Source organism: Methylobacterium isbiliense (assembly GCF_022179325.1).
In the GTDB taxonomy this organism is placed as follows: Bacteria; Pseudomonadota; Alphaproteobacteria; order Rhizobiales; family Beijerinckiaceae; genus Methylobacterium; species Methylobacterium isbiliense.
The window spans coordinates 91,033-104,500 of record NZ_BPQQ01000005.1 but is presented as its reverse complement, the minus strand read 5'-3'; the positions used below and the strand labels follow the sequence as shown (position 1 = coordinate 104,500).

The 13,468-nt window shown below is 68.4% G+C and carries 12 protein-coding genes; 7 read left to right on the top strand and 5 right to left on the bottom strand.

Annotation, left to right across the window (positions count from 1 at the left end; genetic code table 11):
• The first annotated feature begins 402 nt into the window (after positions 1-402).
• The 4 genes from MFF61_RS03100 to ettA all read left to right on the top strand — a co-directional run bounded on the left by MFF61_RS03100 (position 403) and on the right by ettA (position 3,619).
• A complete protein-coding gene (locus MFF61_RS03100; RefSeq protein ID WP_238233654.1) occupies positions 403-636 on the top strand; it encodes a hypothetical protein in 234 nt (77 codons plus the stop codon).
• A gap of 8 nt (positions 637-644) precedes the next feature.
• Positions 645-1,520, top strand: coding sequence for a DNA/RNA non-specific endonuclease (locus MFF61_RS03095; RefSeq protein ID WP_238233653.1), 876 nt, complete (start codon positions 645-647; stop codon positions 1,518-1,520).
• Between the two features lie 21 nt (positions 1,521-1,541).
• On the top strand, positions 1,542-1,823 hold the full coding sequence (locus tag MFF61_RS03090; protein ID WP_238233652.1) for a hypothetical protein: 282 nt from the start codon (positions 1,542-1,544) through the stop codon (positions 1,821-1,823).
• 143 nt (positions 1,824-1,966) lie between these two features.
• Positions 1,967-3,619: an energy-dependent translational throttle protein EttA gene (ettA, locus tag MFF61_RS03085; protein WP_238233651.1), complete on the top strand. Its 1,653-nt coding sequence runs from the start codon at positions 1,967-1,969 to the stop codon at positions 3,617-3,619.
• A gap of 133 nt (positions 3,620-3,752) precedes the next feature.
• Here the strand turns inward: ettA and MFF61_RS03080 are convergent, their stop codons facing one another.
• On the bottom strand, positions 3,753-4,922 hold the full coding sequence (locus MFF61_RS03080; RefSeq protein ID WP_238233650.1) for a polysaccharide biosynthesis/export family protein: 1,170 nt from the start codon (positions 4,920-4,922) through the stop codon (positions 3,753-3,755).
• A gap of 199 nt (positions 4,923-5,121) precedes the next feature.
• On the opposite strand from MFF61_RS03080, the gene MFF61_RS03075 reads away from it, so the two are divergent.
• Complete coding sequence (locus MFF61_RS03075; protein ID WP_238233649.1) at positions 5,122-6,390, top strand: lipase family protein; 1,269 nt, start codon at positions 5,122-5,124, stop codon at positions 6,388-6,390.
• 1 nt (position 6,391) lies between these two features.
• A complete protein-coding gene (locus MFF61_RS03070) occupies positions 6,392-7,198 on the top strand; it encodes a Cof-type HAD-IIB family hydrolase (RefSeq protein WP_238233648.1) in 807 nt (268 codons plus the stop codon).
• Between the two features lie 10 nt (positions 7,199-7,208).
• Here MFF61_RS03070 and MFF61_RS03065 read toward each other — a convergent pair whose 3' ends face one another.
• The 3 genes from MFF61_RS03065 to MFF61_RS03055 form a co-directional block, all read right to left on the bottom strand.
• On the bottom strand, positions 7,209-10,208 hold the full coding sequence (locus tag MFF61_RS03065; protein WP_238233647.1) for a glycosyltransferase: 3,000 nt from the start codon (positions 10,206-10,208) through the stop codon (positions 7,209-7,211).
• A gap of 37 nt (positions 10,209-10,245) precedes the next feature.
• On the bottom strand, positions 10,246-11,004 hold the full coding sequence (locus MFF61_RS03060) for a class I SAM-dependent methyltransferase (RefSeq protein WP_238233646.1): 759 nt from the start codon (positions 11,002-11,004) through the stop codon (positions 10,246-10,248).
• A gap of 251 nt (positions 11,005-11,255) precedes the next feature.
• A complete protein-coding gene (locus MFF61_RS03055; protein WP_238233645.1) occupies positions 11,256-11,837 on the bottom strand; it encodes a tyrosine phosphatase family protein in 582 nt (193 codons plus the stop codon).
• A 134-nt stretch (positions 11,838-11,971) separates the two neighbouring features.
• Here MFF61_RS03055 and MFF61_RS03050 point away from each other — a divergent pair, with 134 nt between their 5' ends.
• Positions 11,972-13,075: a TRAP transporter substrate-binding protein gene (locus MFF61_RS03050; RefSeq protein ID WP_238233644.1), complete on the top strand. Its 1,104-nt coding sequence runs from the start codon at positions 11,972-11,974 to the stop codon at positions 13,073-13,075.
• 70 nt (positions 13,076-13,145) lie between these two features.
• On the opposite strand, the gene MFF61_RS03045 is transcribed toward MFF61_RS03050, so the two are convergent.
• Positions 13,146-13,337, bottom strand: coding sequence for a hypothetical protein (locus MFF61_RS03045; RefSeq protein WP_238233643.1), 192 nt, complete (start codon positions 13,335-13,337; stop codon positions 13,146-13,148).
• Positions 13,338-13,468 lie beyond the last annotated feature (131 nt).

The window sequence follows — 13,468 nt, the reverse complement described above, 5'->3', positions numbered from 1 at the left end:
AACCCGATCGAGGAGGGGGAGAACCAGTGCTGACAAGTTCGTAACTCGCTGTTCTGTGGTGCGACGGCCCTGCTCGCGTCCCGAAGGGCTTCGGGATGGTCCGCCGCCGCGGGCGTCACATTTGAAGCCCGTTATAGCCGAACGGAGCAGCGTTGCCATTCTGATGTCATATTCGTCCCGGGCGCCGCGGTGCGGTTTGTAACAAGTCTCAAGACCATTCTGAACCCCTCCTTGATCCGATCGTCTCACGGGCGCCGGGACAGTGGCGGCGGCGTGGGTTAGAGTTCGGCACAGCGAGGCGGCCCGCAATCGTCCCCAGGACACTTGCCCCCAGGCCAGGACAGTTGCCCCCAGGATGGAGTGCGGATGCGAGCGACGACGGCCCCGGTGAGGACAGCCTCGGTGACGACGGCCTTGGTGACGGCCGGCCTCATCCTGGCCGCCGGGGATTGCGCGACCGCGGCCGAGCCGCGGCGTCCCGTCGCGCCGCCCCCGAACGCCCCGGCCGCAGCGCCGGGCGGCACCACCTGCGACCTCTTCCTGCATTGCGTCTGGAACCCGCTCTACCGGCCGCCCTGCGGGTGGCGCTGGCGCCCGACGCCCGAGGGGCCGCGCCGGGTCCGGGTCTGCTTCTGAGCGCCCCGATGCTGCGCCGTCCCGCGCTTCCGCTCGTCCTGGCCGTCCTCGTGACGGCCGGCCCCGCCGCGGCGGGCTGCCCGCACTTCTTCGCGGGCGGGCAGCCGCCGGTGCTGACGAACCCGCGGCTCGCCGCCAACACCCAGGCCCTGTGCTACCAAGCCTTCGCGGTGATGCATTCGGGGCTCTCGCGCACGCCCCTCTACGCCGCCGAGCATCTCGACCGGGCGCAGGTCGAGGCGGCCCGCAAGACCGACCGGGTCGACGCCTTCCACGAGGAGCCGCGCCTCCCCCCGGCGGCCCGCGCCCAGCTCGCGGACTATGCCGGCAGCGGCTTCGACCGGGGCCATCTCGCGCCCTCCGGCGACATGCCGGATCCGGAGGCGCAGCAGGAATCCTTCAGCCTCGCCAACATCGTGCCGCAGAACCCCGACCTCAACCGCCACCTCTGGGCCGGGATCGAGAGCGCCGTGCGGGCGCTCGCGGTGGAGCGGGGCAATCTCTACGTCGTCACGGGGCCGGTCTTCCAGGGGGGCAACGTCCAGTCGCTCAAGGGCCGGGTGCTGGTGCCGACCCACCTGTTCAAGGCGGTCTACGATCCCGGCCGGGGCGAGGCGGGAATCTATCTCGCGCCCAACACCGCCGCCGAGACCTGGGAGGCGGTCTCGCCCGCGCGCCTCGCCGAGATCGCCGGCATCGAGGTGTTCCCCAGCCTGCCCGCGGCGGCGCGCGGGCGCGTCCTGCCGCTGCCGGAGCCGCGCCGCGACGAGTTCGCCCGCGGCCCGCGCCGCAAGCCCGAGCCCTCCTTCCTCGACTGGCTCACCGCCGAGCTGAACCGGATGGCGCGGCGCGCGTGGCGCGAGTTCCTCCGCTCGCTGTTCTGAGGTCCCGATTCCGAGGCTGCCATGCCGAAGACCACCAAGCCCTTCACCCCCTTGCCGCTCACCCCCTTCGCTGACGACGCCGCCGCGCAGACGCTGGGCGACCTCACGGTCGAGAACGGCACCGAGCGGGTGCTGCTGCACGGCGCGCTCGAACTCGCCCGCGACCGCCGGAGCCTGGAGCGCGCGCGAACGCTCCGGGCGATCCTCGACGCGGTGGTGACGGCCCTCGAAGGCCAGGATCTCCCGGAGGAGGCGCCGCGGCCGGAGGCGAGGACGGAGAGCGTGAAGAACCCGTTCGCGTGAGGGCCTCCGGGGGTCCGCCTTGCACCCCCCCGGCCGCCCTGGTATCGCGGGGGCCACCCCGATTTGATCGCGCGGACGCCCGCGCCGGCGGCCCGCCCGGGCCCGGCGCGCGAGCGCGGGCCGCGCTCCTCAAGGATCACCCGATGGCCCGTGAATTCATCTACCACATGCGGGGTCTGACCAAGACCTATTCGGGCGGCAAGAAGGTGCTCGACAACGTGCACCTGTCCTTCTACCCGGACGCCAAGATCGGCGTGCTCGGCGTCAACGGCGCCGGCAAGTCGACGCTGCTGCGCATCATGGCGGGCATTGACACCGACTACACCGGCGACGGGTTCGTGGCCGAGGGCGCGCGGGTCGGCTACCTGCCGCAGGAGCCGCGCCTCGACCCCGACAAGACCGTGCGCGAGAACGTGATGGAGGGCGTCGCCGAGAGCCGCGCCATCCTCGACCGCTACAACGACCTCGCGATGAACTATTCCGAGGAGACGGCGGACGAGATGACCCGCCTGCAGGACGAGATCGAGGCCAAGGGCCTGTGGGATCTCGACTCCAAGGTCGACCAGGCGATGGACGCGCTGCGCTGTCCCGGCGACGACGTGGCGGTGGCGACCCTCTCGGGCGGCGAGCGCCGCCGCGTCGCCCTGTGCAAGCTGCTGCTGTGGCAGCCCGACCTGCTGCTCCTCGACGAGCCGACCAACCACCTCGACGCCGAGACCGTGGCGTGGCTCGAAGGGCACCTGCGGGCCTATCCGGGCGCGATCCTGATCGTCACCCACGACCGCTACTTCCTCGACAACGTCACCGGCTGGATCCTCGAACTCGACCGCGGCCGGGGCATCCCGTACGAGGGCAATTACTCGTCCTGGCTGGTCCAGAAGCAGAAGCGCCTCGCGCAGGAGGGCCGCGAGGAGGAGGCGCGCCAGCGCACCCTCGAGCGCGAGCAGCAATGGGTGTCGGCCTCGCCCAAGGCCCGGCAGGCCAAGTCCAAGGCCCGCATCGCGCGCTACGAGGAGCTCGTGGCGAAGTCGCAGGAGAAGGGGCCGTCCACCGCCCAGATCGTCATCCCGATCGCCGAGCGGCTCGGCAACAACGTCATCGACTTCGAGGGGCTCGGCAAGGCCTTCGGCGACCGCCTGCTGATCGACGACCTCAGCTTCAAGCTGCCTCCGGGCGGCATCGTCGGGGTGATCGGGCCGAACGGCGCGGGCAAGACCACGCTGTTCCGCATGATCACCGGCCAGGAGACGCCCGACACCGGCACGATCCGCATCGGCGAGAGCGTCAAGCTCGGCTACGTCGACCAGTCGCGCGACACGCTCAACCCGGACGCCACCGTCTGGCAGGAGATCTCGGGCGGCAACGACATCCTCTATCTCGGCAAGCGCGAGATCAATTCGCGCGCCTATTGCGGCGCCTTCAACTTCAAGGGCTCGGACCAGCAGAAGAAGGTCGGCGTGCTCTCGGGCGGCGAGCGCAACCGGGTGCACCTCGCCAAGATCCTCAAGAGCGGCGCCAACGTGCTGCTCCTCGACGAGCCGACCAACGACCTCGACGTCGACACGCTGCGGGCGCTGGAGGAGGCGCTGGAGGACTATGCCGGCTGCGCGGTGATCATCAGCCACGACCGCTGGTTCCTCGACCGCATCGCCACCCACATCCTCGCCTTCGAGGGCGACAGCCACGTGGAGTGGTTCGAGGGCAACTTCGCGGATTACGAGACCGACAAGAAGCGCCGGCTCGGGGTGGATTCCACCATCCCCCACCGCATCAAGTACAAGAAGTTCAGCCGCTGAGCCGGCCCTGGCGGTCGCCCGCTTCGGGCGAACCGCATGGTCGCCCGTCCGGCGAACCAGACGTTCGCCTCGCTCGCGAACCAGACGTTCGCCTCGCGGGCGAACCGGAAGGGGGCCCGCCGGCCCCCTTTTGTCATCGCGTCGACTGGTAGACCGAGGCGCTGGCCGCGACCGGGGCGGTGATGGTGGAGAACACGCTGAGGACCTTCTGGACCTCGGTGAAGGGCGCGTTCGACACGTAGACGAGGTCGCGGTTGCGCATCCGGAACGCCTGGGTGACGAACAGGCTGTTCGGGTCGCGCAGGTTGAAGCGGTAGACCACCGGCACCTGCGGCGTGCCGAGCAGGGGGCTGGCCGGCCGCAGGCGGCGCACCACCGTGGACGGCTCGAAGCGGAAGATGAACACGCCCGCCGGGTCGGCCTGGAAGTCGCGCAGGCCGCCCGACTTGGCGATCGCCTGCGCCAGGGTGATGCCCTCGGCGCTGAACGGGATCTCGAAATTCGCCCCCGTGGCGCCCACCGCCAGGAAGGTCTGGGGGTCGCGCACCAGCGTGAGGGTGTCGCCCGGGCGCAGGTAGATGTTCTCGCGGGGGTTGGAGACGACCGCGGTGAGCGGCACGGTGGCGGTGGTCGGCCCGCGCGAGAGCCGCACGAAGGTCTCGCTCACCGGAGCGCGCACGCCGCCGGCCCCGGCGACCACGTCGAGCAGGCGGTCGCCCTTGGTGGAGAGCGGGATGCGCGCGCCCGCCGTCACCTCGCCCGTCACCGTGACGGCGGTGCTGGCGGGCTGCACCACGGTGACGATCACCTGCGGCTCGATGGCCTTGCCGGCGAGTTCCTGCTCGATCTGCGCCTGCACGTCCTGCACGCGCTTGCCCGCCACCTGGATCCGGCCCGCATACGGCACCGTGATCGCCCCGTCGCGGGTGACGATCTGGGGAGGGATGGTGGCGGACTTCGAGCCGGCGGAGAAGCGGTCGGCCGACAGCGAGCCCGAGAACAGGCCGCCGGTGCTCGCCTCCCAGATCGTCACCGAGACGGTGTCGCCGACGCCGATCATCGGCTCGACCGAGGGCCGGCGGTCGCCGAAGGAGGCGAGCAGGCTGTCGAGCGGGCGCCCGCGCAGACCCTCGACCACCGCGGCGTCGACGTCGATGATCTCGTAGCGGGCAAACAGGCCCTGGTCGGTGGCGATGTCGGCCCCGTCCACCACCGCGCTGGTCGTGGGCCCCGCCGCAGGCAGGAGACCGCTGCAGCCGGACACCGCGAGGGCGGCGCAGAGGGCGATCGGCAGAGGGCGCATCCGGGGGTGGCTCGTCCTTATCCGCGTGAGCTTGGCTCCTACCCCGTTCCGCCCGGCCTGTCCGTGGCCCGGGTGTCACAGTCGACCCGGCAGCCCGCCGGCCCGCGCCTCGTCCCCGATCACCACAGGCGGGCCGCGGTTGGACCGGTGCGTCACGAAGCGTTAAGACCCGCCCCGGCACGACGGGCGAGGGACGCGCGTGGAACGACAGATCAGCTTCACGCCGCCCGATCTGGCGCAGCCGGAGGCGCCCCCCGGCCCGGTGCGGCGGCGCCACGTCTTCTACCTGCCGGGCTACGACCCGGAGGCGTCCAAGCGCTACCGGGCGCTGTTCGTGCGGGAATTGTCGCGCTACGCCAAGCGGTTCGACCTGCCGCGGCGGCGCACCTCGCCGGCCCGCGCCGAGGGGACCGTGCAGAGCTGGACGGTGGAGGCCGGGCGGGAGGGCTGGACCACCGACACCACCTACGAGGTGCTGCTCTGGGACGACCTCGTGCGGCGCGACTTCGCGCGGCCGATGCTGCTCTCGATGCTGCTCCTCACCGCCGGCATCCTGCACGCGCTCGTCACGGGCAAGCTCTTCCGGCTCTACGGGCTCAACTGGAAGTACGGGAACGTCATCCTGTACCCGTTCGTGATGACGCTCCTCCTCGTGGGCCTGGGGGCGGCCCTGGGCGTCGCGCTCGGGCAGGGTCTCGCCTGGGCGGCCGGGGGCACGCTGCCGGGCCTCGCGGCCGTGGGCCTGGGCGCGCTCGGGGCGGTCGGCCTGCTCGTCGCCGCGACGCCGCTCCTCGACCGGATCTTCCTGCGCCAGCTCATCACCGACTGGGTGTTCAACTGGCAGCACAGCAACGGCTGGCGGCCGGATTACGAGGCGCGGCTCGCGGCCTTCGCCGATCACGTCGCGGCGCGCCTCGCCGACACCGAGGCCGACGAGGTGATGATCGTCGGGCATTCCTCGGGAGCGCTCACCGCCGTCGAGCTGACCGCGCGGGTGCTGGCGCGCGGGCCCGGGCGCACGCTCTCCCTCCTGACGCTGGGCGCCGGCCTGCCGCTCGTGGCGATCAACCCCCGGGCGAGGCGGCTGCGGGCCGAGATCGCCAGCCTCGTGGCGAGCGACCGGGTGGTCTGGGCGGATTACCAGGCGCCGCAGGACTGGATGAACTTCCCGGGCTTCAACCCGGTGCAGGACCTCGCCCTGCCGCCGGTGCCGCGGGTGGCCAACCCGCTGATCCGCTCGGCCAAGTTCCGCGAGCTGCTCGAACCGGACGTCTACGCCCGCATCAGCTACCGGCCGTTCCGGATGCACTTCCAGTTCCTGATGTCGAACGACCTGCCGGGCGAGTACGACTTCTTCGCCCTGACGCTCGGCCCCCAGACGCTGCGCGAGCGGGTGCTGGCGCCCGCGCTTATACCGGCGCGGGCCGGTGTCGCGGCCGAACCCGCCTCGGCGCACCGGGAGATCTGACATGCCGATCCGCCTCGTGGTCTCGGACGTCGACGGCACGCTGGTGACGCCGGAGAAGACGCTGACCCCCGCGACGGTCGCGGCGGTGGAGCGGCTGCGGGCGCGCGGCATCGCCTTCACGGTGGCGTCGAGCCGCCCGCCGGTCGGCCTGCGCCCGCTGGTGGCGGCGCTGGGGCTCACCCTGCCGCTGGGCGCCTTCAACGGCTCGACGATCGTCGGGCCGGACCTCGCGGTGCTCGCCGAGGCCTTCGTGCCCGAGGCGGCGGCCCGGATCGCGGCGGAGCGCTTCGCGGAAGGCGGCATCGACCTCTGGGTCTTCGCCGACGGCGCGTGGTGGCTCAGCGACCCGTCCGCGCCCTACACCGACCTGGAGCGCCGCACGCTGCAGGCCGAGCCCCGGGTGGCAGCGGACCTCGCGCCCCTGCTCGACCGCGCCGCCAAGCTCGTCGGGGTGAGCCGCGACGCCGCGCGGCTCGCCGCCTGCGAGACCGCGCTCGCCGCGGAACTCGGCGCCCGCGCCGCCGTGCACCGCTCGCAGACCTACTACCTCGACGTCACCCCGCCGGGGGCCGACAAGGGCCGCTTCGTCGCCCGCCTCGCCCACGACCTCGGGATTCCGGCGGCCGAGGTGGCGACCCTCGGCGACATGGAGAACGACGTCGCGATGTTCGCGGCGAGCGGCCTCGGCATCGCGATGGGCAACGCCGCGGACCCGGTGAAGCGCGCCGCCCGGGTGGTCACGGAGGCGAACGACGCGGACGGGTTCGCGCGGGCGGTCGCGCGCTACGTGCTGGGGGAGGGGGACTGAGGGCCAGCCCTCAGCCCGCATAGTGCTTCTCGTAGATTGTCACACTGATAGCCCCCTGGTGTGAGGTGACGAACAGAGCGCTCTTTGGTCCCTCATCCTGATGCGATGTAAGATCCAGGCTCTCGAAATCGAGATACTTGAGACCGTCACTCATGAACTGCGCTTCGGAAACTTCGTCCGGGAAGCGGCAGGCGAGGACGCGAGAGGCTTGCGCAACGGCGATCTCCAGGCGTCCGGTGAACTCTCGCCCCTCCCGCTTCAGGCTCGTGACATCGTAGTAGGAGCCAGACTCGATGGCATCGACGTGTCCCTTGATGGCCGTCACATCGAGTGGCTTGCCGTCCGGGATGATGACAATGGGCGGTCCGCCTTGCGTGCCGTTGGCGAGTTCAAGCCCGGGGGGACTCCATCTGGCTGATTTTTCTGACGAGGGCGCCGCTCTGCGGCGCGACAGGATCGGGAACCGAAGCGGATTTGGCCGCACGCTCCGAGGGGTGTCAGGTTTCGGAGGAGGTCCGTCCTCTGGAGGCAGCCTCAAGAGGATGGCCCGGAAGCCCAGCAAGAGTTCGTCGCTCATCTTCAACCAGCGGCTGACATCATGCCGTGTCACGCGGGAGCAAACGGCGATCCGGTACAGGTCGGAGCCGACCCTGACCGAGCGATCCTGGAGACACAACCCAGGATCGGACAGCCAGCCCTCGACATAGACTGCGCCCGCGCCATCAGGCGTCAGCACCTCGGTCCTCGCCGTCACTTCGAGCCGAGTAAATCGCCGATTACGGCTGTAGCGCACGAGATCGAACAGCTTTTCTCGCAGGGATGGACTTGTGAGGCCGAGTTCCACGGCGTCATCGATGCGGCCGAGGCTGACCGCAAGGTCGAACAGCTTCTCCCGCGCCGGATCTCCATTAGGGTCTGCCGCCATCAGATTCCGGCGCAACTCGCCGAATTGTTGGCGTCCCAACATGTCCCAGGTCTTGTCGAGGACAAGCTGCTCGACCTCGGCCCGGCGTGCATATTCGAGCAGGTTGACGTCGAAGGCCGTCGCATGTGCGGCGGCATCGAAGATCCGACGATTGTTGGCATGGAGGCTTCCTGTCGCCAGCATCCCGTCCCCGCTCACGCGGTAGCGGAACAGCGGCTCGGGCACCAGCGCCATGCGGTAGCCTGCGAGGTGAAGTTTCAGGAACAGTTCCCAATCTTCCCAACCGACACCGCGCAACTCGGTGAAGCCCCCGATCGCCTGGAAAACTTCGCGCTTGATGAGGCAGTTCGCATCGCCGAACCGGTTGCGGAAGAACGAGAACGTCCCCCCAAGTCCCATCGGGAAGAACCTGACGGTCGCACTCTCGGGGCCATCGGAATCCTCGAAGACGAGGTATTGGCTCGTCAGCACATCGTAGCCGCCGTTGAGCGCAGCCCGAACGAACGTCTCGACTTGGTGCGGCTCCGCGATGTTGTCATCGTCGTGGAAGATCAGCCACTCACCCTGCGCATGCTGAGCGGCAAGATTGCGGGCCGCGCCCAGATAGCGGTTCTTGCTGCGCACGACCTTGATCGGAAAAGGAAACGCCTCGGTCGTGATGCTCTCCAGCATCGCCTGTGCGGCCTTCGAGCGACTGCCGTCGTCCACCAGAACGACTTCGATGGCCCCGTATGTCTGAGCGGCGATGCCCTTGAGCGCCCGTCGCAGCAGGGACGGGCGCTCATAGTGCACGAGGCAGATCGTGACGAGCGGCGTCGGCGCGGTCAACTGCGTTGCAGCCTGGACGTCCGCCAGTCTCCGGCGGATCTGCTTGTGGAGTTCGGTCCAGCGCGCGACAATCGCCTCGGGGTCGAGGGTCGAGATGAGCGTGGGCATGCCGTTCAAGACGGCGCTTTGGAGTGCCTCCGCCAGCGCGTCGACCTCTGTCGGGCAGAGAGCGTCCTCCACGCTGTCAGCCCGCAGCAATTCGCCTGTTCCTCCAACCCGGCCGGCGATGAACGGCACGCCGAGCGTGAAGCACTCGCCGACGGTGCAAGGACTGTTCTCGATCAGCGAGGGCATCACGCACAGGGCATGCGGCCGCTTGCCGATGTAGTCGAGTGCCTCCTTCTGGGCGAGTGTGTTGATGAACTTGATGCGTCCGGCGTGGCCAGCGAGATGGCGGAGCGCCATCGATCCGGTGAACTCACGCTCGATCCGATCGAAGCGACCGATGAACGTCAGCGACAGGCCCGAGAGTTCGGGCCTGCTCGCCACGGCCTTGAGGAAGAGCGGAAAGCCCTTTCTCGGCTCGTGGCGGCCGAAGAAGATGAGTTCGTTGATGGTACCGGGGCGGACCGGACTGGTGCTGAGAGGCGCGACCGTGGGTCGGGCCTGATCGGCCCGCTCGACCCATTGCGGCAGGATCCAGTTGATGACGACGTGCTCGGGCAGCCTGACGCCACCCTGCTGGTACCAGTCAAGGAGATAGCGGCTCGGGCTGACGACGAGGTCGGAGTTCTCGATCTGCGCGCGTTCGATCGCTTCGAGTTCGAGGTCGTGCAGGTCGGGAAGGCGGCTGTTGTGCTTGCGCACCCATTCGGACGAACCATGGGTGTGCGTGATGATGTAGGAGCGAACGAGGCCTTGCCGCTTGGCCAGGGCGAGGAAGTAGCCGCTACCCCGCCACTCGTTGCAGTGGACGATGTCGTAATCTTCGCCAGCGAGGTATTCGTATGCAAAGTAAGCTTTGGTGATGCTGTCGCCTGGGCCGTAATGGCGAGCGGCGAACAAGTGCGCCAGCGAGATGAGCTTGACTTGGTGCGAGCCGACATTCTGATACTTGACCGGTTGACGAAAGTCGCCGTGGGTGATGACGACCTCGACCTCGTAGCCGGCGTCGCTCAGGGCAATGCACAGTCCACGGGCGCAGGTGCCGATGCCTCCGCCTCCGGTCACGCCGGCGAACTCCTCCGTCACGATGGCGATGCGCAACCCGGTACCCGGAACGCGCGTCTCACCGGATGCAATCTTTGCCTGTATCATCGCCCTGTCTTTTCTTGCTGACGGCACGTTCGTCTAGTCAGTATTGGCCGAAATTCTCGGTACCGATGTACTGCTTGGCACAGGCAAACAGGCGCCCCGTTCCATTGAATTGATCGAATTCCTCGATGACTTTAAGGCCGGATGCTTCGATCAATCCGCGAACATAATCATGCGTCCAGAGCCACCACCATGGTCCGTAGTTCGGTGCACCACTTGAGAAATACCAATCGTCGACGGGATTATTGATGCCCCAAGCCCCACCTCCATACGCTTCCGAAATATATTTTTCGTATACTTTACGTTTTTCTTCAGTTATGCTTGGTACGAAGATGGCATGATCTTTGTCGAGCTGCACGGATCCGGCCTCATTGACAACGGATGCCGGCATTACAGCTGTCCCGAGGAGCAGAATGTCCCTCGTAATTGCCGCGAGATGGCTGATAGTGAGAATCGGATTTGGGCAGTGGTACAGTACACCGCTGCAATGGACGACATCGTAGACGCCAACCTGCCTGACGATGTCGACATTATCAATACTGCCAATAATCTCTCTGATGTAAGGAATATTTCGCTCTTTACAATGATTACGGAATGAAACCCACCAGTTATCGTGAGGCTTCCAGATATCTATCATGCATAGATCTGTTGCTCCAGCCGCGTGAGCAACGGATACTTTTTCATTTGCCAGCCCCCAAAGCCCTCCGACTTCCGCAAATGATTTACCAGGCGATAACTTGGCAATAATTTCATTACGATGATCCATGGCCCGGCGATCCTTCATGGGAATGCCGGCCATCTATAGGATTTTTCGTGTGATGTATAGCGATAACAACTTCTGGTTAAAGTATACTGCAGTCTCTACAAGGAGTTGACTTACCAGCGTGCTTTCGACGCCGTAGAGGAAGGAAGCCCCCATCACCTGCGACGGCCTGCATGGAGGCGCTCCGTCGTGCGACGGGTAGCGTCGTGGTGGAGATGCCCTGAATCGGCGGGATCGAGCGAATAGGAGAGCGGCTGTGTCGCGGCCGGGTCGCGGGAGGTCTGGCCCTATCGCTCCAGCGCCGCGTCCACCTCGCGACCGCGCCCGAGTTCCCGCATCAGCCCGTCGAGATGGGGCCGCACGCGCAGCTGCAGGGCGTGCAGGCGGCGCACCGCCTCCGAGAGGCGGCCCTTACGGCCGAGCGCCTCGTCCGCGAAGGCGATCATGCGGGCGTTGGGCCACGCCTTCTCGCGCAGATCGTGCACCCGGGCCACCACCGCCGCCTCGTCGAGGTCGGGATGGGCCTGCGCCAGCAGCATCGTCATGGCGGCGGTCGAGCGCGAGATGCCCGCGTGGCAATGGATCAGCAGGTGCGTCGGCTCGTGCCGCCGCTCGCGGCGCAGATCGCGCCCGAAGCGCAGGATCGCCGCCACGTCCTCGGGCCGGGGCAGGATCTGGCCCGCCACGGGCTCGATGATGTCGTGGAAGCGCAGCGTCGTGCGGTGATGCGTGTCGTAGCCGCCGAAGGCGTCCGGCTCGGGCCAGCCCGGATCGAGGATGGAGAGCACGTGCGTCACGCCCCGGGCCGAGTGGTGCCCCAGCTCTTCCAGGCCGCAGACGGTGTGAAGGGAGATCGGTTCGGGCGTCACGGTCATCCCCTAGCACAGCGCGGACGCGGGTTCGAGGGTGCGCGCAGGCGCAGCGGCGCGACGGACGGTGGCCACTTGGGCGAATGTTGCTTAGGTGTCTCCCGCGACACGATGGACGAGGTGCGGGAGAGAGCATGAAACGTCGCGATGTCCTGACGGCCGGCCTCACCGGGGCCGGCCTTGCCGGCGCCGGTCTGGTCACCACGCTCGCGGCGCCGGCCGTGGCGCAGACGGCCCCCGAGCTGCGCTGGCGCCTGCACTCGGCCTTCCCGCGTAGCCTGGACGCGCTCTACGGCGCGGCCGAGATGTTCGCGCGCCTCGTCGGCGAGGCGAGCGACGGGCGCTTCCAGATCGAGGTCGCGCCCGCCCCCGGGGGCGAGTCGGCGGCCCTGCTCGACGGGGTGGCGAACGGCACGGTCGAGATGGCCTATTCGGCCGCCTATTACGAGACCGGCCGCGACCCGACCTTCGCGCTCGCCACCGCGGCGCCGTTCGGGCTCAACGCGCGCCAGCAGAACGCCTGGATGCTCCAGGGCGGGGCGCTCGACCTGTTCAACGAGGTCTTCGCGCGGCAGAAGCTCTACGCGCTGCCGGGGGGCAACACCGGCACCCAGATGGGCGGGTGGTTCCGGCGCGAGGTGAAGGGCGTCGCCGACCTGCAGGGCCTCAGGTTCCGCATCGCCGGGCTCGGCGCCCAGGTGCTGGCCAAGCTCGGCGTGGTGCCCCAGGGCCAGGCCGGGCCGGACCTCTACGCCGCGCTCGAAGCCAAGACCCTCGACGCCGCCGAGTGGATCGGCCCCTACGACGACGAGAAGCTCGGCCTCAACAAGGTGGCGCCGTTCTACTACTACCCGGGGTTCTGGGAGGGCGGGGCGATGCTGCATTTCTGGTTCAATGCTCAGAAATGGGGCGAGTTGCCCAAGCCCTACCGGGCGATCGCCCAGGGTGCTGCCGCGCAGGTCAACGGCGATCTCCAGGCGAAGTACGACGCGCGCAACCCGGGCGCGCTGCGCCGCCTCGTCGGCGGCGGCGCCCAGCTCAAGCCCTTCCCGCAGGAAATCATGGAGGCGGCCCTCAAGGCGGCCAACGAGATCTACGCCGATCTCTCGGCCAAGAATCCCGACTTCAAGCGCGCCTACGATTCCCTCAAGAGCTTCCGCAACGAGGAATACCTCTGGTTCCAAGTGGCGGAGTACACCTACGACAACTTCATGATCCGGGCGCGGGCGCGGGGGTGAGGCCGAGGGGGCGTGAACGGGCCTGCCGCCAACGCTCCCGGATCGCCGCCGGGTCTCGAGCCCGGCCGCGTCACTCCGCCGGCTCCTCGCCGCCCCGCCCGGCGTGGGGCTCCTGGCGGGTGAGGGCCTTCACGAGGCCCGGCACCGCCTGAAGGGCGCCGTCGAGGGTCTCGTCGGCGACGAACAGGCTCTTGATCTCGGGGCTGGTGATGCAGACGAGGCCGCTGCCGGTCTGCTCGATCCGCAAGGTAAAGCTCTGCATGCCATCTCCCTGTCCGCCTGCGGCGATGCACGCGGCGGGCCAGAGCGCAGCAGGCCGGCGGCGCGCAGAAAAAAGGCCGCACACGCGGTGCGGCCCAAGTCTAGGGAGGAAACGCCCAAGGAGGGCAGCGG

Coding starts and splice junctions, on each gene's coding strand:
- MFF61_RS03095 (WP_238233653.1), top strand. CDS start 645: ATGCTGCGCCGTCCCGCGCTTCCGCTCGTCCTGGCCGTCCTCGTGACG.
- MFF61_RS03090 (WP_238233652.1), top strand. CDS start 1,542: ATGCCGAAGACCACCAAGCCCTTCACCCCCTTGCCGCTCACCCCCTTC.
- ettA (WP_238233651.1), top strand. CDS start 1,967: ATGGCCCGTGAATTCATCTACCACATGCGGGGTCTGACCAAGACCTAT.
- MFF61_RS03080 (WP_238233650.1), bottom strand. CDS start 4,922: ATGCGCCCTCTGCCGATCGCCCTCTGCGCCGCCCTCGCGGTGTCCGGC.
- MFF61_RS03070 (WP_238233648.1), top strand. CDS start 6,392: ATGCCGATCCGCCTCGTGGTCTCGGACGTCGACGGCACGCTGGTGACG.
- MFF61_RS03065 (WP_238233647.1), bottom strand. CDS start 10,208: ATGATACAGGCAAAGATTGCATCCGGTGAGACGCGCGTTCCGGGTACC.
- MFF61_RS03060 (WP_238233646.1), bottom strand. CDS start 11,004: ATGGCCGGCATTCCCATGAAGGATCGCCGGGCCATGGATCATCGTAAT.
- MFF61_RS03050 (WP_238233644.1), top strand. CDS start 11,972: ATGAAACGTCGCGATGTCCTGACGGCCGGCCTCACCGGGGCCGGCCTT.
- MFF61_RS03045 (WP_238233643.1), bottom strand. CDS start 13,337: ATGCAGAGCTTTACCTTGCGGATCGAGCAGACCGGCAGCGGCCTCGTC.